This window comes from Dyella tabacisoli (assembly GCF_003350925.1).
In the GTDB taxonomy this organism is placed as follows: domain Bacteria; phylum Pseudomonadota; class Gammaproteobacteria; order Xanthomonadales; family Rhodanobacteraceae; genus Dyella_C; species Dyella_C tabacisoli.
The window spans coordinates 58,423-80,695 of sequence record NZ_KZ857180.1; the positions used below are offsets into that span (position 1 = coordinate 58,423).

A 22,273-nucleotide genomic window follows, 5' to 3' on the forward strand; every position below is an offset into this window, starting at 1 on the left:
CTGGAATTAGCGATGAAATCCCTGACCCTGCTCACCTGCATGCTGATCTCGTTGGCGGCATCCGCCAGCCCCGCCTCAACTCACTCCGGCGCTGCCGAAAACAGCAACTATGCCGTGCAGCAACACTACCCGCTCGGCGGTACCGGCGGCTGGGACTACCTCAGTCTCGATCCCGCCTCGCATCACTTGTTTATCGCCCGTGACGATCGCGTCATGGTTGTCGATACGCAGAGCGGCAAACTGCTCACCGAAATTTCCGGCATGCAGCATGCCCACGGTGTCGCCCTGGCACCCGGCAAGCATCGCGGCTATGTCAGCAATGGCCACGGCAATAACGTCAGCGTGATCGACCTCGATACGCTCAAAAGCCTCAGCAACATCGCGATCAGCGGCCAAAACCCGGATGCGATCATCTACGACAGCGCCAGCGATCATGTGCTGGCGATGAACGGCCGCAGCAACAATATCAGCGTGATCGATCCCACCGCCGGCAAGGAAATAGCAACGATCGCCCTGCCCGGCAAGCCCGAATTTGCGGTGAGCGACGGCAAAGGCAATGTCTTCATCAATATCGAAGACAAGAACCAGATCGTGCATATAGATACCCATGCGAACAAACTGCTCCACGCATGGCCACTGACCGCCTGCGACTCGCCGAGCGGACTTGCTTTCGATGCAGCATCGCAACGGTTGTTCTCGGTCTGCGATAACCAGAAGATGGCCGTCACTGATGCCAGCAATGGCCGGCAAGTAGCCCAGATCGCCATCGGCAAAGGTCCCGACGCGGTCGCATTCGACCCGCAGACCAAGCTGATCTTCAGCTCCAATGGTGAAGGCAGCCTCAGCGTCGTGCGTGAAGACGACGCCGATCATTACACCGCACTGGCGGACGTCGCGACCCAGAAAAGCGCACGGACCCTGAGCCTGGATCCGACCACGCACCAGTTGTTCCTCGTCGCCTCCGATCCTGCGCCGCGCGGAACTCCGGTATCAGGCTTTACTTTGCTTGTTGCTGGCCGCCACTGAGGTTCTTTAGCAACGCATAAACCCCGCGTGGGTGGAATCACGCGGGGTTTATTGGATTTGTTTCCTCTGCAAGTCTGAGCGCGAGATCGAATGAGTGTTCTCGCTACCGGGTCGTCTGCGGCGGGCTTTCGGACCCCTGCCGGGGCCTGAAGTCAAAAAGAGCAAGATCAAAACAAGATCAAAAGCAAGATCAGCAACGACCACCAATCGCCCATGGCATCCAGCGCCCGTGCCACGAGCATGACGGATTCACTCCGCATACGTTGCAGGCATTGGTCATAGGTGTGATCGCCCTCGATCTAGGCGGCCAGGTCATCCATGTCGTCGACCAAAGCAGGATCTTCAACGTGCGCCCCGAAACACCAACCGCTACGCGGTGAGGCTTACGGCAGCCATTGGAATCGTCTACGGAGAACGCACGTGCGGATGCCATAAAAAGCGGGATCTTGTTCGCCAACGAGTCGCTGGAGTGCAGCCACCACCAGCAACTCGATTGGCGTGAAACTCCAAATAGAACGACGAACCACTCTCGATCAATCGGCAGGCAACCAATCAGGCTTGTTCAGACGGATTGACATTCCACCGTCTGGAGGCACCCTTTTTAGATGATTGCCTAGCACGCCGGTCAGTTTCTGAAAGCCGAGCAACTGCTTTGCATCCGTCAAACGGTCCCACGAATCCCGGACATCATTGCCATTGACGGAGATCTTGACCTTAACGTGCCTCATCTTCCCCGAACCGATAGCTTCTATCTCAAACTCTTGTATCTGTCTTGACTCCCATCCGTTATTACTGACGGCGCCGTTCAGTGCTTCGATAAACCTCATTTCACTCCCCCTTTAGACGGCCACCATGGCCAAGTAAATGGGGGCACCCTAAGCCATTAGCTGCGGGATAGCCTTAACCAGGTATCTCACTTTTTAGATCGCTTTGGCTAGAGAGAAGAAAGGTCTCTTACACGCAAAATACCTTACGCTTGCATGGCGTTTTTCTTTGAGCCGAAAATCAGCTAGAAGCCGGCATCCGCGTGGAGGACTCAGGTACGTTAGACAGAGCGCTGTCCATCCTTGTTACGAGACTGTCGAGGCCGTGCGCGACTTCGCTAGCCGCTCCTGCCATTTGATTGACGACGTGCAGCAACTCTCGGGGCTGGTAGTCATCCATCTTCATATCGACCAGGATGTCGGCCATGCGTTGACCACTAAGTACGTTTGATGCCTCCTGGATGGTGATCGCTGCACTCGCGTTTTGCGCGGCGTAGATACTGGAATAACGCCTCAGCCGATCAGCATCGATCCAGCTAGCCGACTGATTGGCCACGGAGACGTCCCAAGCCTCACGGCGCATCACCGGCCAACGCCAGTCAAGGTAGAGCCCATAGGGGTCCGCCTCATGGATGTGTCTGTTGATAACGGCAGTGGATGCATGCGCTTTGAGATCGACCACCAGCCCGTCGCGAATCTTTTCCAGCGCATGCATACGGGCGAAATCGTGATCCCGCTGATGCTTGATCTGGATAAGATTCTCGTGAATCTCTGCCTCGATCTTCACCATTGCATCGACAGCGGCGTGCTCGTGGTGCACGCGCTCTATCCACGCTTCCAATCCCAGAGCGGTAAGGATACTGAGCACGATCATCAGGTAATGAGTAGAGAATTCCTTTAGCGACTGAAGGCGCACCTTCGGCAGTTCGAGATGCATGAAGCGAATCCTGTGAGATCGACGAAGATGTGGGGCCGGAGCGTAACCGATCGTGTATTGCTATCGCAGTGCCGTAGGTAGTCATAGCACCCAGCAAGCGCTGCGGCTAAGCATTCCCATATCCGTCAACAAGAACATCTGCCTCAGCGCACTGCCTGCCGAATATCTCTTCGGGTCGAAAGGGACGTCAAAGCACAGGGCTTTGCAGCGGGGGAGGAATCCAGATACGGACATCTATGGCCAACCAACCGTCCAGCGTCAGGGGCTCAGTCCACAGGCCCATCAACCAGACAACTGCGGCGGCACACGATGCGCCGCGAGAATGTCATCGCGGCTGGTGTTTTTGATTGTGCAACCAGCCTCGAAGAGCTGAATTTTACGGCCAGCCACAAAAAAGGGACTTGCATCGCTGCAAGTCCCTGAATTTATTGGTGGGCCGTGATGGATTCGAACCATCGACCAATAGATTAAAAGTCTACTGCTCTACCAACTGAGCTAACGGCCCATCGCGTTAAGCGAAGCCGGCAATTTTACGGCCTATGAGCCTTCGGCACAAGTTGTACTCGTTCATATGCGCGGCAGCCATGGCAAACGCTCAGACGTAGCGGGTTGGATCGGGCAGGCCTGCATCGCGAAAACCCTGCGCCCGCAGGCGGCAGGCGTCGCAGTGCCCGCAGGCGCGGCCTTCGGCATCGGCCTGGTAGCAGCTCACCGTCACTGAGAAATCGATGCCAAGACGCTGGCCCTCGCGTGCGATATCGGCCTTGCTCATGCGCATCAGCGGCGCGTGGATGCGGATACCGGCGCCTTCCACACCGGCCTTGGTGGCCACATTGGCCAACTGCTCGAATGCATCGATAAAGGCCGGCCGGCAATCGGGGTAGCCCGAATAGTCGACGGCATTGACGCCGCACCAGATATCACTGGAACCGAGTACCTCCGCCCAACCGAGCGCAATCGACAGCATGATGGTGTTGCGCGCCGGCACATAGGTCACCGGAATAGCATCGGCACTGGCGTTTTGATCGGTATCGAGCGGCACATCCATATCGGCGGTGAGCGCCGAGCCGCCGATTGAGCGCAGATCGACGCTTACCGTCTTATGCCTTGCCGCGCCAAGCAAATGCGAAACGCGTTCCGACGCTTCCAGCTCGGCACTGTGGCGCTGGCCGTAGGCCACGCTCAAGGCATAAACCTCGTAACCCTGCTCGCGCGCGATGGCGATTGTGACGGCTGAATCCATGCCGCCGGAGACGAGTACGACAGCTTTGCGTAGAGAGTTTTTGGACATGGTTGAATCCATGGTGAGTCAGGCCGGTCACCGGCCGAAAAACGCCACCGGCAACACAGGCCGGCGCGCCATATGAACTCCACTCTCCGTGCCGAAGAGGGCTATTCAGTGGCCGGCCGCGTCGTTCCATAGCAGCTTATGAAGCTGCAACTGGAAGCGCACCGGCAATTTGTCCTCGATGATCCACTCGGCCAGCTCGCGCGGCTGCACTGCACCGTGCACCGGCGAGAACAGCACCATGCAGCGTTGCTCAAGCGCATGCTCGGCGACTGCATTGCGCGCCCATTCGTAATCGGCGCGACTGGCGATCACGATCTTGATTTGATCGTGCGGCAGCAAATGATCCAGATTGGACCAGAGATTGCGCTTGGCCTCGCCCGAATCAGGTGCTTTCAGATCCATCACTTTGCGCACGCGAGGATCCACCGGCGACACATCGAGCGCACCGGAGGTTTCCAGCGACACGTCGTACCCGGCATCGCACAAACGCTGCAACAGGATCAAACAACGCTTCTGCGCCAGCGGCTCGCCGCCGGTGACGCAGACATATTTGACGCCATGGGAGGCCACCTCGGCGAGGATGTCGTCAATTGCACGCCAGTTGCCGCCGTAGAAGGAATACTCGGTGTCGCACCAGACGCAGCGCAGCGGACAACCGGTGAGACGTATGAATACCGTGCGCCAGCCGATGGCGTCGGCCTCGCCCTGGATCGAATGGAAGATTTCGGTGATGCGCAGACGCTCGGGCATGGCCTCTACCGTCATGGCCGCCGACGTGGTGGACGCCACGCTTGCGTCTTTGTCACTCACTACGACGACCTCAGTTACCCGGCTGCTGCACGCGGCGCAGTCGCTCCTGGGCCAGGCCGGCGGCCTTGGAACCCGGATACTTGGTGGTTACTGATTTCAGCGTGGCCTTGGCGGCGTCGGTCTGCTTCAACTCAAGTTGACTATAGCCAACCTTGAGCAAAGCGTCAGGCACTTTGTCGCTCTGCGGAAACTGGCTGAGCAAGCGCTGGAACGTCTCCAACGCCACCGGATAATTCATCGTGGCGTAGTAAGACTCGCCGAGCCAATAAAAGGCATTCGGGGTGAGTGCGTGATCGGGATATTGCTGGATAAAACCACGGAAGCCGCGCGAAGCCTGCGCATATTCACCGCCGCGCAATGACTTGAACGCCGCATCGTAAACGGCCTGCGCACCTGCGGCATCGGCCGGAGCAGCCGTGCTGGCGGCGGTAGCGGGCTGCGCCTGATTGGCCGGCGCCTTGCCCTTGCCCGTCGCTGCCGCGGGGGTGTTCACCGCGGGGGGCGTGGCATTGGCTGCCGGATTGTTGTTGCCAGCCGCAGCGCCGGCACCTCCTTCGAGGCGACCGATACGCGAATCGAGATCCACGTACTGCGACTTGCTTTTGTCCTGGAGTCCCTGCAACTGATGCTGCAGTTCTTCGATCTGGCCCTGTAGCTGCTGCACCTGCGCCTGCAGTTGCTGCACCTGGTTGACCATGCCGATACCGCCCTGGTCTTGGTTTTGCGCCTGCTGCTCCAGCCGTGCGACACGGTCGGCGAGACTCAGCCGGGAATCTTGGGCTGCGGCCGGAACGGCAAAAAGCATGGCGGATGCAAGAGCACCCGCCATGCCTAGCCTGGCTGCAAAACTATTAGCCAGTCGTTTTTTCATTACTTCGCCGTGTAAACGATCTCGACGCGACGATTCTTGCCCCAGCAATCCTCGTTGTGCTCACGGCACACCGGCTTCTCTTTGCCGTAGCTGATAACGTTCTGCTGGCTGGCCGAACCACCGGCCGACTGCAGCGCGCTGGACACGGCATTACCACGACGCTCGCCGAGGCCGAGGTTGTACTCGCGGCTACCGCGCTCGTCGGTGTTGCCTTCGAGGCGAACCTGCGAGGTCGGACGGTCCTGCAGATACTTGGCGTGGCACGCCATGATCTGCTGGAACTCCGGCTTGATTTCGGTCTTGTCGAAATCGAAGTACACGACGCGCTGACGCAGGCAAGCGTCAGTGTCGAGGTCGGCCGGGGTGTACTTGCCCGTGCCGGTGGACGGCTGGGTTACCTGGGTCTGCTCAGGAGCAGTTGTCTGCGGCTTGACTTCTTGCTTCTTTTGGCAAGCGGCCGCGCCAACGCAGAGCAGGGCGACCAGAGCGACGCGAACGGTCTTATTCATGGTGGACGTTCCTTCAAACGGGTTTGAGTTCCGACAGTCAATGACTATTGCGGTTACGGGACAGTGGTCGCCGGTGGACCGGCTGTTATTTTGACACCTTTGTCGCCGGCAATGCGCTGTCTCGCAACTGTCGGCGTTACCGGTCGCGGCGTTTTGCCACGACCGATAAATGTGATTGCCGGCGCGCTCTCAAACACTCGCCTGGCTTATGCTGCCACGGCACCTGTGCACCGCAACACCGTATATATCAACGCTGCCGATACGGCCCCCAGGACGGCTCACGCACATCGCCATCGGAAAGTACGAGGCGCTGACGAACCTGACCATCGGCCGAGACGGCATATAGGACACCACGACGCCCTTCGGTAGCGGCGTACAGCAGCATGCTGGCATTTGGGGCAAAGCTCGGGGACTCGTCGATTGGTCCCGGCGAGATGAAGCGCACCTGCCCACCCAGATTGCGGTCCATAATGGCGATACGATACACGTTCCCGTTGCCCTGCACCATGGCAATCTGCTTCGCATCGTAGCTCACCGAAGCATTGAGGTTGCTCTGGCCTTCGAAGCTGATTCGCTGGGCAGCGCCACCCGAGGCGGCCATCTGATAAATCTGCGGTCGGCCGGAGCGATCGGAGGTGAAATAGATCTGGCCATCGGAGGCCCAGAACGACTCCGTATCGATCGCCAGATTGTTGGTCAGGCGAGTCTCCTGGCGGCCGGCCAGGTCGAGTACGAAGATCTCGGGGTTACCCACATAGGAAAGCGTCAGGGCCAGTTTGGAGCCGTCCGGCGACCACGACGGCGCACCATTGATGCCCTTGGCACGAGCCGAGACCAACTGACGCGAACCGGTGGTGATGTCCTGCACATAGATGGCCGAATTGCCGCCCTCAAAAGAAACATAGGCGATCTTGCGACCATCCGGCGACCATACCGGCGACAGCAGCGACTCCTTCGAACGCGCCACGACTTGCGGGTTGTAGCCATCCGAATCGGCGACCAGCAGCGAATAGGTGGTGTTATTACCCAAGCCGACCGCGGTGATGTAGGCAATGCGGGTCCAGAACGCTCCGCGCACGCCGGTGATCTTTTCATAGATCTGATCGGCGATCTGGTGCGCTACGCCACGCAGATCGCCGGCGGGCGCGGTGAACGCCTGGGCCAACATGCTCTGCTGCTTGTTGACGTCCCACAGTTCGTATTCCACCCGCACCATGCCGCCGCCGGCATCGCTGATGCGGCCGATGGTAAGGAAATCCTGCTTGAGCAAACGCCAGGTAGCGAACTTGATGTCGGCCCCTTTGGACGGAAGCTCGACGATCTCGGTCTTGGCCAGCGAACGGAATTTGCCGGAACGGTTGAAGTCGTTGCGGATAACGTCGGCGATATCGGTAGGTAATGGTGCGCCGCCGGCCTGGGCGAAGGGCACCACCGCGATCGGGGTAGCCGTCTTGAGGCCACCGACAATGTCGACACTAAGCGACTGGGCTGCGACCGGACCGGCGAACAACGCCGTCACGGCTAGCAGGACGAGGGCGAAAGTAGAACTCACTATGCGCATGGGCTGGCTCACTGCGGCCTGAAGGTGAAATCAATATTGCGATTGAACACGCTCTCGAAACCTTTATAAGGCAGCGGTTGAGCGCGTAGTACGGCGTTCTCGATCGAACGCTTGCCGGCTTCGTCGTAAGGACAACCGGGGTCGACCTTAGCGCTCATGACGTCGCCACCGACCAATTGCACGATGTGCACAACGCACGGGGTGCTGGGCATGTTATCCGGGCGCAGCCAATTCTGCGTGACCGCGTTCTGAATCGCCGCCAGGTATCGCGCCTGCAAGCTGTCCTTACCGTTGGTACCGCTTTGGCGCTGCTCAGCCGGCGGCAGATCGGCCTGGCCGTTATCCGCGGCGTTCTTCAAATCGTCGATTTGCTGTTTGGCCTGCTTGGCCTTGTTGTCCAGTTTCTTGGTCTGGGCCGAGGCTGCATCCATCTTGGCAAACAACTCATCGAGCTTTTTCTTGTCTTCCTCTTTCTTTTTGGCGGCCTGGGCGTCGATCTCGGACTGGCGCTGGCGCTGCTTCTCTTCTTGCTCGCGCTTGGCGTCCGCGGCTTTCTGCAGACCTTCCTCAGCCACCCTCTCCTGCTCCTTGATATCGGGATGCTCGGGCGGCGGTGGCAGGGTTTTGATCTTGGGGGTTTCTTCCTGCGGCGGGGTCGGCGGCGGCACCGCCGGCGGGGGCGGTGTGCTGTCCGGCACCGGCTTGGTCTTCACCGGCTTCGGCGGCGGGCTGCCGGTGGGGCCGATCAAGGTCGCCTCGATGATCTCGCCCGGCAGCTCCAAAGGCTTGGCGCAGGCAATCGGGTTCCAACTGGCGGGCAGATGGAGGGTCTCGAACATTTTTTCGTAGGACGAGCACGGCACGATCGCCAGGGCCAGAAAGCCCACGATGCCTAAATGCAGGACGGCGGCAAGGACAACGGCCTTGGGTGTCCCCTCAGTCCCCTTACGGTCGTCCATTCTTCGCGCCCGCATCCGCCTGACCCGGCTGACTCATCAGGCCGACCTTGGCCACACCCGCCTGTTGCAGCTCAGCCAGCACCTGGTAGACACCATCGTATTTGCCGTCGCGGTCGCCGGCCACCAGCACGCTGACGTCGGGGTTCGCTTTCACAAACGCACCGACCTTGGTCTTCATGCCCTCGGCGTCGATCGGCTCCTTCGGCGCAGTGCCCAGGGTCAGAAACAACTGCCCGTTCTGACCGACCGAGACGATGACGGGCTCTTTCTTGTCATGCATCGACTTGGCATTGGCCTGCGGCAGATTCACGTCCACGTTCGAGTTCATCATCGGCGTGGTGACCATGAAGATAATCAGCAGCACCAGCATCACGTCGATATAGGGAACGACATTGATCTCGGATTTGAGCTTGAAGCGCTTGGCACGCCTGGAGTGTTGAATGGCCATGGCTATGCTCAGCTAGCCGCGTCTTCGGTTTGGATCTGACGCTGCAGCACGGAGGAGAACTCCTCCTGGAACACGTCGTAATGCGAGGCGATGCGCTCGACCTTGTTGGCGTAGCGGTTATAGGCCCACACCGCCGGGATCGCGGCAAACAGACCCATTGCGGTGGCGATCAGCGCTTCTGAAATGTGCGGCGCGACCACGGCGATGGTGACGTCTTTCATTTCGCCCAGGCCCTGGAACGCCCCCATGATGCCCCACACGGTGCCGAACAGGCCCACATAAGGGCTGATCGAACCGACGTTGGCGAGAAACTCCAGATTGCGCTCCAGTGCGCCGATTTCGCGGGTGCCGGCTACGCGCATGGCACGCTCGGAACCTTCGATGACGATGCGCATGTCATGCACTTTGCGCTGGCGCTGGCGGGCGAACTCGCGGAAGCCGGATTCGAACACGTTCTCCATACCGCCATTGGCGGCGCCGCGATTGCTGACTTCGCGGAACAACTGGGCCAGATCGGCACCTGACCAGAAGCGCTCTTCGAACGCCTCGGCATTTTCCGTCGCGGCCTTTAGCTGCGAATACTTGCGGATGATGATGACCCACGACAGAAAGGAGAACACCAGCAGCAAGATCAGCACCAGCAGCACAGGTACGCTCGCTTCTGCGACCAGCTTAAAAATGTTCAGTCCACCGTTCATGGCTTGGGGGTTCTCCGCCGGGGTTGAGAGTTATAAGTAAGTAGATTTAGGAATCGAGACCGGGAAAGAGCCCGGCCGGAATCTGTGCCGGGCGCATGCGGCTGACGTCTACACAGGCCACGCGCACTTGCGCGCGAATCAACTGCGTGCCATCGGCCCGACTGATCGTCTGGGTGAACAGGATACTGGCTGCACGACGGTCTTTGACTGCTACCGTCACCGACAGTTCATCATCCAGCAGGGCCGCCTTGAGGAAATCGATCTGCATTTCACGCACCAGAAAGGCCAGCCCGGTGCGCTCTTTGAACGTCGATTGGTCAATACCCAGGCCACGCAGCCACTCACTGCGCGCGCGCTCCATAAAGCGCAAATAGCTGGCGTGATAGACCACGCCGCCGGCATCGGTATCCTCCCAGTACACGCGAACCGGCCAGCGGAACACGTCCTGGGCGTGACTCGGCGAGATGTCAGCCATCGATACTTCCATCGGTAAACAGATCGCCCGGCTGCGTCTGTCGCGGCGGCGGGGTCAGGCCCAGGTGGCGCCAGCCCTTGGCGCTGGCCATGCGGCCACGCGCGCTACGCACCAGATAGCCTTGCTGGATCAGATAAGGCTCGACGACATCTTCGAGCGTGCCACGATCTTCGCTGAGCGCTGCGGCAAGTGATTCCACGCCTACCGGACCGCCGTCGAAGTTCTCGATGATGACCGTGAGCAGGCGTCGATCCAGTTCGTCGAAGCCCTGGGCATCGACCTTGACCATATCCATCGCCGCCTGCGCGACCGCGCGGGTAATTTGTCCATCGGCGCGCACCTCGGCGTAATCGCGCACCCGGCGCAATAACCGGTTGGCGATACGCGGCGTACCGCGCGAGCGGCGGGCGATCTCTTGCGCGCCCTCCAGCTCACAGGAGATACCGAGAATGCGCGCAGCCCGGCGCACGATCTCGGTCAGCTCATCGGGCGTATAAAACTCCAACCGCTGCACAATGCCGAAACGGTCGCGCAATGGCGCGGTAAGCATGCCGGCTCGGGTGGTCGCACCGATCAGGGTAAACGGCGGCAAATCGAGCTTGATCGAACGCGCGGCGGGACCTTCGCCGATCATGATGTCGATCTGGAAGTCCTCCATCGCCGGGTAGAGCACCTCCTCCACCACCGGCGAGAGTCGATGAATTTCATCGACGAACAGCACGTCGCGCGCTTCGAGATTGGTCAGCAGCGCGGCCAGATCCCCTGCCCGCTCCAACACCGGGCCTGAAGTAGAGCGCACGTTGACGCCCAATTCATTGGCAATGACATGACTCAACGTCGTCTTGCCCAAGCCCGGCGGCCCGAAGATCAGCACATGATCCAGCGCACCACCACGCCGTTTGGCCGCCTCGATATAAATCGACATCTGCTCGCGCACCGCCTGCTGACCGAGATATTCGGCGAGCCGCCGGGGACGGATCGAAGCCTCTAAAGCCTCGTCGTCGAGCTGCGTGGCGGCGGTGATAATGCGGTGTTCGGTCATGCCGCGAATTATGGCAGGAACAGGGGAACGGGGAACGGGGAACGGGGAACGGGGAACGGGGAACGGGGAACGGGGAACGGGGAACGGGGAACGGGGAACGGGGAACGGGGAAAAGCCTAAAAAGCAGAAGCAAAAAAGCAAGAACAAAAACAAAGAAAGATCAAAAAAGAGCGCGACTCTGCAATATCCCCTCGAACGTCATGTTCCCCGTTCCCTGTTCCCCATTCCCCGCCCTAAATTTCCACCTGCGCCCCAAGCTCAATCAACCGATTGCCTGGAATCTGGAAGAACGCCGTCGCCGGCAGCGCATTGCGCGCCATAAAAGCGAACAATTTGTCGCGCCATAGCGCCATACCGGGCCGGCGTGCATCGGCAATGATGGTTTCGCGCGACAGGAAAAAGGTGGTGTCCATCAGATCGAAACCGAGTCCGGTACGCGCGCACTGGGTAAGCGCCAACGGGATATTCGGGTCTTCGGCAAAGCCAAAGCGCAGCGCGAGCCCATAGAAACCGCCATCCATCGGGGTAATCGTGATGCGCTCGTCGGCCTCGGCCACCGGCGTCTCCAGTATCTCCACCGTCAGCAATACATTGCGCTCGTGCAGCACTTTGTTGTGCTTGAGGTTGTGCAGCAGCGCGTGCGGCACCGCATTCTGATTGGCCGTGAGGAATACGGCCGTACCCGGCACGCTAAGCGGCGGATGTTCGCGGATGTTATGGATGAACGGCGCCAACGCCAAGCCGGACTGCTTGATCTCGCGCACGACTAACTCGCGACCACGGCGCCAGGTCGTCATCACGATGAAAATGGCGACGCCAAGCACCAGCGGGAACCAGCCGCCATATTCGACCTTGATGAGGTTGGCACCCAAGAACGACAGATCGATCGTAAGCAACAGTACACCGGCCACAATCACCACCGGGCGACTCCAACCCCACTGACGACGCGCCACCAGCAAGGCCAGGATGGTGGTAATGGTCATCGTGCCGGTCACCGCAATACCGTAGGCCGCGCTGAGGGCGTCGGAGCTGCCGAAGTGCAACACCGACGCCAGCACCATAATCAACAAGAAGCTATTGACCCACGGCACGAAAATCTGCCCGGACATCTCTCGTGAGGTATGCACCACCGGCATGCGCATGGAGTACCCCAGCGCCATCGCCTCGCGGGTCATCGAGAAAGCGCCCGAAATCACTGCCTGCGAAGCAATCACCGTGGCCAGACAAGCCAGGCCGATCATCGGATACAACAGAGGCGCCGGCACCAGTTTAAAGAAGGGGCTATCGATCGCCTCGGGATGCGCCAGCAACAAGGCGCCCTGGCCGAAGTAATTCAATACCAACGCCGGCAATACAAAACTGAACCACGCCAGGCGTATGGGCTTTTTGCCGAAATGGCCCATGTCGGCATACAGCGCTTCGGCGCCGGTCAACGCCAGCACCACGCCACCCAAGGCAATAAACGCCTTCATGCCGTGGGCGGAAAAAAACCTGACCCCATACATCGGATCGAGCGCATACAACACCTGCGGATTGCGCAGAATCTGCTGCACGCCGAGCAGGGCAATCACGATAAACCAGATCACCATCACCGGGCCGAACAGCCGCCCCACTCGCTCGGTGCCATGGCGTTGCAAAGCAAACAACAGGAACAGGATCACCACCGTGATCGGCACCACCCAAGGCTGCAGATTGGGCGCGGCCACTTTTACGCCCTCTACCGCCGACAGCACGGAAATCGCCGGGGTAATCACTCCATCGCCATAGAACAAAGCGGCGCCGAAAATACCGATGATCGCCAGTATCCAGCGCGAACGCGGCTCGCCGCGCACACTGCGCAGCGCAAGCGCCAGCAGCGCCATGATGCCGCCCTCGCCCTTGTTGTCGGCACGCATGATGAACACCACGTACTTCAACGACACCACGATGATCTGTGCCCAGAAAATCAGCGAGAGCACACCAAAGATGCTCTCCGGCGTGGGCTTCATGCCATCGTGGCTCAACGTGGTCTGCAAGGTATACAGCGGACTCGTGCCGATATCGCCGTAAACCACACCGATGGCGCCTAACGACAACGCAGCGAGGCGGCGCTTGGTTTCAGCGTCGCTCATGCCGCTCAAAATGCCCTGATTCACGGCTTAAGCCCCTAGTGCGGCGCGTAGCGCCTTGCGGATGATGGATTCGGCACTGTCACCTTCAGCGGCGACCTTTTGCACCAAACGCGTAACTTCGACGGGTTTGTAACCGAGTTGCTGCAAGGCCACGGTGGCCTCGCCGGCGGGATCGAGCGGCGCGCCAGCCGGCCGGCCCAAGGAACTGCTCAAGTTTACGCCCAGCCCCTCGATGCGATCGCGCAATTCGATCACGATACGCTCGGCCGTCTTCTTGCCGATACCGGGAATCTTGGTCAGCGCAACCACATCGCCGGCATGTACCAGGCGCGCGAAGTCGGCCGTGGACACCCCCGACAACACCGACAGCGCGATCTTCGCGCCGATGCCGCTGATCTTGAGCAGATTTCGAAACAGCGCCCGCTCGGACTCATGCATAAAGCCGTATAGGGCGACGCTGTCTTCCTTCACCGCATAGTGGGTGAGCAGAATCACTTCTTTGCCCGTGCCGGGCAGGTCGTAGATGGTCGACATCGGCGCTTCCAGCTCGTAGCCGACGCCCCCCACCTCGATCAACAGCCATGGCGGCTGCTTGGAAACCAGGATGCCGCGCAATCGGCCAATCATCGTCGCCTTCTCCATGCGGTACGCGGAATACCCACGCGCGCCAGGCTGGCACGGGTGTGCGCATGCGCCACGGCTACCGCGAGCGCATCGGCGGCATCCGCTTGCAGTGGGCCTTTCAGGCCAAGCAATACGCCCATCATGTGCTGCACTTGAGTCTTATCGCCCCTGCCGCTACCCACCACGGCTTGTTTCACTTCGGTCGCCGCGTATTCGTGCACGGCAATTCCCTGACTGACCACCGCACAAATCGCAGCGCCTCGCGCCTGTCCTAATTTCAAAGCCGAATCGGGATTGCGCGCCATAAATACACGCTCAATACCGCACTCGTCTGGCTGATGCGTGGCGATGATGGCACATAGCTCGTCGAAGATCCGCTTGAGACGCAAGGGAAAGCTGGCCTCGCCCGATACCACCAGCCCAACATGAAAAACATGTGACAGCTTACCGCCGGCATCGACATCGATGATGCCGACACCGGTGCGCTGACTGCCCGGATCAATACCGAGGATGCGCGTGGAACCGGCAATCTTTGCGCTGGAAAGCGGTATCGAGACATCGAGAACCGCTGACGCCGCCTTGACCGGCCCGGCCTTTCGGCTGGAGCGTGGCGAACCGGTGCCGGCCTCATCGATAGCCGATTCGCCATGGCCCGGCACCACGCCCTCCGACGCTTTAACGCCTCGTCTCTTAATCATTCAACACGGCGTTGTGATAAACCTCGCTCACATCGTCAAGCCCATCGAGCTTTTCGAGGAGGTCTTCCAGCGTTTCGAGTGCATCTTCGGGTACCGCAACCCGGTTATCTGGACGCATCACCACGCCGGCATGCTCCGCATGCAGACCCGCCTTGGTCAGGGCCTGCTGCACCGCTTCGAAATGCTCCGGCGCGCACAGCACCGTGCTCTCGTCGTTTTCATTGACGACATCGTCGGCGCCGGCATCCAGCGCGGCCTCCAGCACTTTCTCTTCCGCGGCGGCATCGCCACCGGTGGCAAACACCAGCTCGCCGCAACGCTTGAATTGGAAAGCCACCGAGCCACTGGTGCCCAGGTTGCCGCCGTGTTTGGTCAGCGCCGAGCGCACATCGGCCACGGTGCGCACGGAGTTGTCGGTGAAGCACTCGATAATCAGGGCGATGCCGGCCGGTCCGTAGCCTTCGTAACGCAACTCCTCCATGTTGGCGCCGCCGTCGGCGCCCGAGCCACGCTTGATCGCGCGCTCGATGGTGTCCTTGGTCATGTTCGCCGACAAAGCCTTGTCGACCGCCGCGCGAAGACGCGGATTGGTGGCCGGATCGGCCACGCCGGCGCGCGTCGCCACCGTAATCTCGCGAATCAGCTTCGTGAACACCTTGGCGCGCTTGGCGTCCTCGGCATTCTTGCGACCTTCGATGGAAGGACCTCTACCCATAAGTAATTCCTGCGGCTGGCCGGACGGACGAACCGGGAATTTTAGCTGCTACACGCTACGGGGTGGCAACCGGGGAACGGGGAACGGGGAACGGGGAACGGGGAACGGGGAACGGGGAACGGGGAACGGGGAACGGGGAACGGGGAAAAGCCTAAAAAGCAAAAACGAAAAAGCAAGAGCAAAACCAAAGAAAGATCAAAAAAGAACGCGGAGCCACAACATCCCCCCAAACTTCACGTTCCCCGTTCCCCACTCCCCGTTCCCTGCTTATCAAACCTCCCCTGCCGCAGAAACTGCGCAATCTGCCGCGCGGTCTCGGGGGAAAACAGCAGGCCGGTGTGATTGGCCTCGACCTGGCAGTGATCGGTCAGCCCAGGCAGGCGGGTTTCGGCCACCGCGACGGTACCGTCGTGCTCACCCTCGAACTGCCCTAACACCACGCCCAGCCCGATCGGCAAGCGGCCAGCGATAACACCAACCTCGCGCGGACCACGCCATTGCTCGAATCCGTGTTCAAGCAAGGCTCGGTTATATCCCAGCAATACCCCGCCGCCGCGCCCCATACCGGCAAGCCGACGAGCTGCCGCACTGCCTTGCAGCGGCGAGCCGAGACAGACAATGCGCCCCGCCGGCAGGTCTTCCTCTTGCTCGCAGGCACGTAGCGCCAGCAAGCCGCCCAGGCTATGCCCGACCAGGTGCACGGATTGATCGGGCTGGGCCAATTCGCGCATGCGGGCATGCAATTGACCCAGAATGCGCTGCTGCGTCGCCGCCACGCTTAAATAATCGAAGCGATGTACCCGAAAGCCAGCTTCCATCAGGCGTCGATGTAGCATGACCAGCGCAAAACCGCGCATCCAAAGGCCGTGCAGAAGAATCACGTGGTCGGACATGGGCCGCCGAAATCATAAAGAAGCAAAATCCCCTCCCCTGCTTGCAGAGGAGGGCTAAGGATGGGCGAATACATGCAGCAAGGCCGCCCTATCCAGGCCACCCCTTAGAAACTAAAGAGGTGGAGAAACCAAGGGCAACTTACACGGTGCCGGCTTTTTCAATCGCCACTTGCACGTGCAATTCTTTCAACTGCGCCGCGGCGATGGGCGAAGGGGCGTCGGTCATCAAGTCTTGCGCACTGGTCGTCTTGGGGAAGGCGATCACGTCACGAATCGACTCGGTCCCCGCCATCAACGCAGCGATGCGATCGATACCGAACGCCAAGCCACCATGCGGCGGTGCGCCGAATTTCAACGCCTTGAGCAGAAAGCCGAATTTCGCCTCGGCCTCTTCGGCACCGATGCCGAGCAACTCGAACACCGCGCTCTGCATTTCCGGTCGATGGATACGGATAGAGCCACCACCGATTTCGTTGCCGTTGAGCACCATGTCGTAGCCACGGCTGACGGCGGTCGCCGCGTTCGCCCGCAGATCGTCGATGTCATCGACATTGGGCGCGGTAAAGGGGTGATGCAGGGCAACGTAACGCTGCGCCTCATCGTCGTACTCGAACATCGGGAAATCAGTGACCCACAGCGGCTTCCAGCTATTTTCCACCAGCCCGCGATCCTTGCCGACCTTGATGCGCAAGGCGCCCATAAAGTCGGTAACCGTCTTCCAGCGACCCGCGCCGAAGAACAGCATGTCGCCGCTCTGCGCCCCGGTGGCTTTGAGGACACCCTCCAGCGCCGCATCGTCGAGAAATTTAGCCACCGGCGAATTGATGCCCTCGCGCCCTTTGGCCAGATCGTCGATACGCAGCCAGGCCAGGCCTTTGGCACCGTACTTGGCCACGTATTCGGTGAGCAGGTCGATCTCTTTGCGGGTCAGCGTGCTGCCGCCCGGTACACGCAACGCCGCTACGCGGCCGGCGGGATCATTCGCCGGCTCGGCAAACACCTTGAACTCGACATGCTTCACCGCATCGGCGATATCGATAAGCTCCAGCGCGATGCGCAAGTCGGGCTTATCCGAACCATAGCGACGCATCGCCTCGGCCCAGGTCATGCGTGGGAACGCGGCATCCAGCTCAACGCCCTGCACTTCTTTGAATACATGGCGGATCAGCTCTTCGACGAAATCCTGCACGTCGCGCTCTTCGACAAAGGCGAACTCAAGATCGAGCTGGGTGAATTCCGGCTGGCGATCCGCGCGCAGATCTTCATCGCGAAAACAGCGGGCGATCTGATAGTAGCGATCAAAACCGGCCATCATCAGGATCTGCTTGAACAACTGCGGCGACTGCGGCAGCGCATAGAACTGGCCCGGATGCACGCGGCTTGGCACCAGGTAATCGCGAGCACCTTCGGGCGTGGCCTTGGTGAGAATCGGCGTTTCGATGTCCTGAAAACCGCGCGCGTCGAGATAACGACGCAGCGCCTGCACCAGATGGATGCGTGTACGCAACATGCGCTGCATCTCGGGACGGCGCAGATCGAGGTAGCGGTAAGTCATCCGCATATCCTCGTTGGGGTTCTCATGCTGTGCGAATGGCAGATCCTTCGCCGCATTGAGAATCTCGATCTTGTCGGCGACCAACTCCACCGTACCGGTCTTGAGCTTGTCGTTTACCGAAAGACGCTTGCGGATCGTGCCGGTGACGCGCAGGCAATACTCATTACCGATCTCGCCGGCCACCGCGAACGCCCCGGCGTTCTCGCGATCGACCACCACCTGGGCAAGCCCCTCATGGTCGCGCAAATCGACAAAAGCCACGTGGCTCTGCAAACGAAGGGTATTGACCCAGCCGCACAGGGTAACGGTCTGGTCGACCAGCGACTCGTCAATGAGGCCGCAGAAATGCGTGCGCATGCGCTTGAAACTCCGGGCCGCTCAGGCGGCATAAGACATGGAAAGACCCGGAATCTTAACACTCCAGCCCGCCGGCACAGCGGCCAGCGGGCTGTCTGTCAAACATGTTGCTACCGGTGGGCGGCTTACCAGCGGCGATCGACCGCGAAGTCGGCGCGGCAACCGTTATCCACCCAGATACCGTCACGGCGCCAACCCCAGCTACTGCCTTCATCGCAGTCCGCGCTCGAGACCTGACGTACCAGGCGCACGTCGCCCCTGCCGATATCCATCCGGCAGAACTGATAGCGGCCACCGGAACTCTCGCAGCGCACGACATTATTCTGACCGCCCTGACCACCCCAACCGCCGCCCTGCCCTGGGCGCCAGCCGCCGCGATCGTCATCGTCGCCCCGGCCAGGACGCCAGCCGCCGCCCCAACCGTCGCGGCGACGCCCGTCTGACTGCACGAAATTGCCGCGGCAACCGTTTTTGACCCAGACGCTGTAGGGGTCCGTACCCCAACTCTCGCCTTCGGTACAACTGGAGCTGGATAGCTGCTGGGACAGTTCAGAGTATCGCCACGGCACCCTGCAACGACTACCGCGGTTGTCATTGCTGGCGCAATACACCGAACCGTCGCCGCCGATGGTCTGCGCCTGAGCGGTCTGTGTTGCGATACCGAAGCCAACGGCGGCAACCACAACTGCCAACCATAAAACCCTGCCTGTCACGATCATCGAATCGCTCCCTGTGTTGATGGTGGCGTCACGCTAACGCGGACATGCCCAACCGAGATTGAATATCTTACGATGCGATCGACAAATATTGCGCATGGTTGATCCGCGTTCAGCCTGCCTTGGCCCGACCATCCGGCGGCCCTGGCACGACCTCAATCGGATGAGGTCGGTGCAGGCGCCGGGCTGCTGGCTGCCGGTTTGCTGTCGCCCGCCGGGGCGGCCGCCGCAGGCGCCGGGCTGGCGGCCTCGCCAGCAAGGTTGCGCTTCTTGTCGCCGTCTTTCTTGAAGTCCGTCTCGTACCAGCCGCTGCCGGCAAGCCGGAACGAAGGCGCGCTCAGTTTGCGTTGCACGCGCGGCGCGGCGCATTGCGGGCAAGTCTCGGGATCGGGGTCGGACAGCTTCTGCAGACGGTCGAAACGATGACCGCAGCCGCTGCATTCGAATTCGTAAATAGGCATAACCACTCCAAGTGAAACCAGGGCCGGCCAGGCCGGCAGCCCGTCATTATCGAGCCCACCGGCCAGTTTTCAATGGTGACCACCGTAATCGGCGGCGGCGATGAGCATGGCGCACGTTCTTCGTATACCTATGAGGCGCTCGCGCTGGCACAAGGGCCGGCACAAGGTAACGCACGCGCACATGCCAGCGCACGGACGTCTAAACGTCTAGTTGACTTTGACGGCAAGCACGATCTAGCCTGCAATCGCTGCATTGCAGCATCACCGGGGAGAATACATGCAAAAGTCATCCAGCAAGACCGCCTCGACGCGGCTCGTCAATACTGCTTTATTCACAGCCATCCTGTTGACGCTTTCTACCGGCCACGCCAGCGCGCAAAGCAGTACACCGTCCGCCGCTGACAAGGCCAAGAACCTGAGCGCCGTGATCGTTACCGGCACACGGGCAGACAATCGCACCGAAAGCAGTTCGTTGACGCCGATTGACGTCGTGTCGAACCAAGCCTTGCAGCAGACCGGCACCAATGAGTTGACCACCGCCCTGGCGCGGCTCATCCCCTCCCTGACCTTCCCCCGCCCTGCGGCGGCAGATACCGCCGACTCCCAACGGCCGGCGCAGTTGCGCGGCCTGTCGCCCGACCAGGTGCTGGTGCTAGTGGACGGCAAGCGCTGGCATCCGGGCGCCATCATCCTGACCAACGGCGTACTCGGGCGCGGTTCGCAAGCGGTGGATTTGAACACCATCCCGATCGCCGCGATCGACCATATCGAAGTACTGCGTGACGGCGCTTCGGCACAGTACGGCTCCGATGCCATCGCCGGTGTCATCAATATCGTGCTGAAGAAAGGTGCCCAGGGCGGCGCCGTCGAAATCACCGGCGGGCAATATTCCGCCGGCGACGGCCGGCAATGGCAAGGTTCGGCCAACTTCGGCATTCCGCTGAATGATGACCGAGGCTGGCTGCGCCTCACCGTGCAGAATGGCAACCAGGACTACAGCAATCGTGCCGGCGTCAACCGCACCCGCCCGGCCGACGGTGTAACACAGCGCTTTGGCGATCCGGCCGTGCACGATCGCAATCTGTTTCTCAATGCGCAGTACGACATCACCCCTGGCGTACAGCTCTACGCGTTTGGCCACTACGGTCATCGCGACAGCACCTCGCCGGCGTTTTTCCGCAACCTGTCCAATAGCAACTCCGTGCCATCGATCTATCCCCATGGCTATCTGCCATTGGAGAACTCCGATGCGACGGACCAGTCACTCGTACTCGGGCTGCGCGGCAAGACCGACGGTTGGCGCTGGGACGTCAGCGCCAACTACGGCGGCAATCGCGTGTCATACGACACCTTCAACAGCGTCAATCGCGCCTGGCTGAAAGATTTCGGCTCAAGCCCAACCCGCTTCCACGACGGCATTCTGTCTGCCGCACAGCAATCGTTCGATATCGACATCGTCAAAGAATTGTCGGTGGGCTGGCTGCCTAACCCAGTGACGCTTGCCTTCGGCACCGAATACCTGCGCCAGAGCTACCGCATCAAGGCCGGTGACCCGACCTCGTATTACACCGGCACCTCGGGAGTCTCCGGCGGCGCCCAAGGTTTTGGCGGCTACCAGCCGATCAATGCCGGCTCACACGCCCGACATGACGTCGCCGAGTATCTCAGCCTGGAAACCAATCTCACCGATCGCCTCGGTACGTCAGTGGCGGTTCGCCACGAAAATTATTCCGACTTCGGCAGCACCACCTCGGGCTCGCTCGCCGGACGCTTCGATTTCACCGATCGCATCGCGGTGCGCGCCAGTGCATCCACCGGCTTTCGCGCACCCTCGCTAGCACAGCAGTTTTATTCGTATACCTCATCGCTCTACTACGGCGCAGGCAACTCGTTGGGCCTACCGCCCGGCATTTACAACACCGGCCTGGTCTCGGCCAACAGCACGGTCGGCCGCCTGCTCGGCGCACAAGCGTTGAAGCCGGAGAAATCGCATAACTACACCGTGGGCCTGGTATGGAACCCGATCGACCCGCTGAGCTTGAGTGCTGACCTCTATCAGATCCAGATCGACAACCGCATTACGTTGTCCAGCAATCTCGCGACCACCTCCACGGCCGTCCAAAACTATCTGGCCGCCAATGGCGTCACCAATACCAACTACAGCGGCATCGCCTACTTCACCAATGCGGTGAATACGCGCACGCGCGGCATCGACCTGGTCGGAAGCTATCGTTTCGATTTCGGCCATGCCGGCACGCTGCAGACCACCCTCAGTTACAACTACAACAAAAACAAAGTCACCGAAGTCAAACCCAACCCCGCGGTACTCAACTCGCTGGGCCTGAATTTGAAACGCATCGATCGTCGCGATCAGTACGGCCTGCTCGCCGACACCACGCCACGCAGCAAGCTGATTCTCAATGGGCTCTACAACATCGATCATTGGAGCGTGAACGGCACGCTGACCCGCTACGGCAAGTTCACCAGCTACAACTCCACCAGTGCCGCTTTCGACCAGACCTTCAGCAGCAAATGGCTGCTTGATCTGGCGCTGAGCTACAACCTGGATCGCTGGAGCTTTACGGTGGGCGCGGACAACGTATTCAACACCTACCCCGACAAAGCCATCGCCGCCAACGACAACAACGGCACCCTGCCCTACTCGGTGTTCTCGCCATTTGGATTCAATGGTGCGTACGTGTACGGGAAAGTGGCTTATCGCTGGTAGGACTCGGTAGCAGCTTGTCGCCAG

The 22,273-nt window shown here is 60.4% G+C and carries 22 protein-coding genes and 1 tRNA gene; 2 read left to right on the plus strand and 21 right to left on the minus strand.

Annotated elements, in window-relative coordinates; genetic code table 11:
* Window positions 1–12 precede the first annotated feature (12 nt).
* Window positions 13–1,026 carry a YncE family protein gene (locus DVJ77_RS16465; RefSeq protein ID WP_225428048.1) on the plus strand — a complete coding sequence of 338 codons (1,014 nt, stop codon included), beginning with the start codon at window positions 13–15 and terminating at the stop codon, window positions 1,024–1,026.
* A gap of 533 nt (window positions 1,027–1,559) precedes the next feature.
* Here the strand turns inward: DVJ77_RS16465 and DVJ77_RS16470 are convergent.
* From DVJ77_RS16470 to DVJ77_RS16570, 21 genes are all read right to left on the minus strand, one after another.
* Window positions 1,560–1,853 (minus strand): hypothetical protein, encoded by a 294-nt coding sequence (locus DVJ77_RS16470; protein WP_114846609.1) that lies wholly within the window; start codon window positions 1,851–1,853, stop codon window positions 1,560–1,562.
* Between the two features lie 178 nt (window positions 1,854–2,031).
* Window positions 2,032–2,727 carry a hypothetical protein gene (locus DVJ77_RS16475; protein WP_114846610.1) on the minus strand — a complete coding sequence of 232 codons (696 nt, stop codon included), beginning with the start codon at window positions 2,725–2,727 and terminating at the stop codon, window positions 2,032–2,034.
* 429 nt (window positions 2,728–3,156) lie between these two features.
* A tRNA-Lys gene (locus tag DVJ77_RS16480) sits at window positions 3,157–3,232 on the minus strand.
* A gap of 90 nt (window positions 3,233–3,322) precedes the next feature.
* Entirely contained in the window at window positions 3,323–4,018 is a 696-nt protein-coding gene (gene queC, locus DVJ77_RS16485; protein ID WP_114846611.1) for a 7-cyano-7-deazaguanine synthase QueC, read from the minus strand.
* A gap of 105 nt (window positions 4,019–4,123) precedes the next feature.
* Window positions 4,124–4,783 (minus strand): 7-carboxy-7-deazaguanine synthase QueE, encoded by a 660-nt coding sequence (gene queE / locus DVJ77_RS16490; RefSeq protein ID WP_225428055.1) that lies wholly within the window; start codon window positions 4,781–4,783, stop codon window positions 4,124–4,126.
* A 55-nt stretch (window positions 4,784–4,838) separates the two neighbouring features.
* Entirely contained in the window at window positions 4,839–5,699 is an 861-nt protein-coding gene (gene ybgF / locus DVJ77_RS16495; RefSeq protein WP_191983712.1) for a tol-pal system protein YbgF, read from the minus strand.
* Entirely contained in the window at window positions 5,699–6,208 is a 510-nt protein-coding gene (gene pal / locus DVJ77_RS16500; RefSeq protein ID WP_114846614.1) for a peptidoglycan-associated lipoprotein Pal, read from the minus strand. Before pal ends, ybgF begins: the two co-directional genes overlap by 1 nt.
* 247 nt (window positions 6,209–6,455) lie before the next feature.
* Window positions 6,456–7,781 carry a Tol-Pal system beta propeller repeat protein TolB gene (gene tolB, locus DVJ77_RS16505; RefSeq protein WP_191983713.1) on the minus strand — a complete coding sequence of 442 codons (1,326 nt, stop codon included), beginning with the start codon at window positions 7,779–7,781 and terminating at the stop codon, window positions 6,456–6,458.
* A complete protein-coding gene (gene tolA, locus DVJ77_RS16510) occupies window positions 7,778–8,728 on the minus strand; it encodes a cell envelope integrity protein TolA (protein ID WP_114846616.1) in 951 nt (316 codons plus the stop codon). Before tolA ends, tolB begins: the two co-directional genes overlap by 4 nt.
* Window positions 8,715–9,176 carry a protein TolR gene (tolR, locus tag DVJ77_RS16515; protein WP_191983714.1) on the minus strand — a complete coding sequence of 154 codons (462 nt, stop codon included), beginning with the start codon at window positions 9,174–9,176 and terminating at the stop codon, window positions 8,715–8,717. Before tolR ends, tolA begins: the two co-directional genes overlap by 14 nt.
* An 8-nt stretch (window positions 9,177–9,184) precedes the next feature.
* Window positions 9,185–9,874 carry a protein TolQ gene (tolQ, locus tag DVJ77_RS16520; RefSeq protein ID WP_114846617.1) on the minus strand — a complete coding sequence of 230 codons (690 nt, stop codon included), beginning with the start codon at window positions 9,872–9,874 and terminating at the stop codon, window positions 9,185–9,187.
* 46 nt (window positions 9,875–9,920) lie between these two features.
* Window positions 9,921–10,349 (minus strand): tol-pal system-associated acyl-CoA thioesterase, encoded by a 429-nt coding sequence (ybgC, locus tag DVJ77_RS16525; RefSeq protein WP_114846618.1) that lies wholly within the window; start codon window positions 10,347–10,349, stop codon window positions 9,921–9,923.
* Complete coding sequence (gene ruvB, locus DVJ77_RS16530) at window positions 10,342–11,391, minus strand: Holliday junction branch migration DNA helicase RuvB (protein ID WP_114846619.1); 1,050 nt, start codon at window positions 11,389–11,391, stop codon at window positions 10,342–10,344. The genes ybgC and ruvB overlap by 8 nt, the downstream gene beginning before the upstream one ends.
* Before the next feature lie 233 nt (window positions 11,392–11,624).
* Window positions 11,625–13,502: a potassium transporter Kup gene (locus DVJ77_RS16535; protein WP_114846620.1), complete on the minus strand. Its 1,878-nt coding sequence runs from the start codon at window positions 13,500–13,502 to the stop codon at window positions 11,625–11,627.
* Window positions 13,503–13,529: 27 nt separating this feature from the next.
* Window positions 13,530–14,129 (minus strand): Holliday junction branch migration protein RuvA, encoded by a 600-nt coding sequence (gene ruvA / locus DVJ77_RS16540; protein WP_114846621.1) that lies wholly within the window; start codon window positions 14,127–14,129, stop codon window positions 13,530–13,532.
* Entirely contained in the window at window positions 14,126–14,656 is a 531-nt protein-coding gene (ruvC, locus tag DVJ77_RS16545; protein WP_114846738.1) for a crossover junction endodeoxyribonuclease RuvC, read from the minus strand. Before ruvC ends, ruvA begins: the two co-directional genes overlap by 4 nt.
* Window positions 14,657–14,816: 160 nt before the next feature.
* Window positions 14,817–15,539 carry a YebC/PmpR family DNA-binding transcriptional regulator gene (locus tag DVJ77_RS16550; protein WP_114846622.1) on the minus strand — a complete coding sequence of 241 codons (723 nt, stop codon included), beginning with the start codon at window positions 15,537–15,539 and terminating at the stop codon, window positions 14,817–14,819.
* 233 nt (window positions 15,540–15,772) lie between these two features.
* A complete protein-coding gene (locus tag DVJ77_RS16555) occupies window positions 15,773–16,432 on the minus strand; it encodes an alpha/beta fold hydrolase (protein WP_114846623.1) in 660 nt (219 codons plus the stop codon).
* A gap of 139 nt (window positions 16,433–16,571) precedes the next feature.
* Complete coding sequence (gene aspS / locus DVJ77_RS16560) at window positions 16,572–18,344, minus strand: aspartate--tRNA ligase (protein ID WP_114846624.1); 1,773 nt, start codon at window positions 18,342–18,344, stop codon at window positions 16,572–16,574.
* Window positions 18,345–18,469: 125 nt separating this feature from the next.
* On the minus strand, window positions 18,470–19,027 hold the full coding sequence (locus DVJ77_RS16565) for a DUF3011 domain-containing protein (protein WP_225428056.1): 558 nt from the start codon (window positions 19,025–19,027) through the stop codon (window positions 18,470–18,472).
* 188 nt (window positions 19,028–19,215) lie between these two features.
* Complete coding sequence (locus DVJ77_RS16570) at window positions 19,216–19,521, minus strand: FmdB family zinc ribbon protein (RefSeq protein ID WP_114846626.1); 306 nt, start codon at window positions 19,519–19,521, stop codon at window positions 19,216–19,218.
* Between the two features lie 277 nt (window positions 19,522–19,798).
* Here DVJ77_RS16570 and DVJ77_RS16575 point away from each other — a divergent pair, with 277 nt between their 5' ends.
* Window positions 19,799–22,249, plus strand: coding sequence for a TonB-dependent receptor plug domain-containing protein (locus DVJ77_RS16575; RefSeq protein WP_114846627.1), 2,451 nt, complete (start codon window positions 19,799–19,801; stop codon window positions 22,247–22,249).
* Window positions 22,250–22,273: the final 24 nt, after the last annotated feature.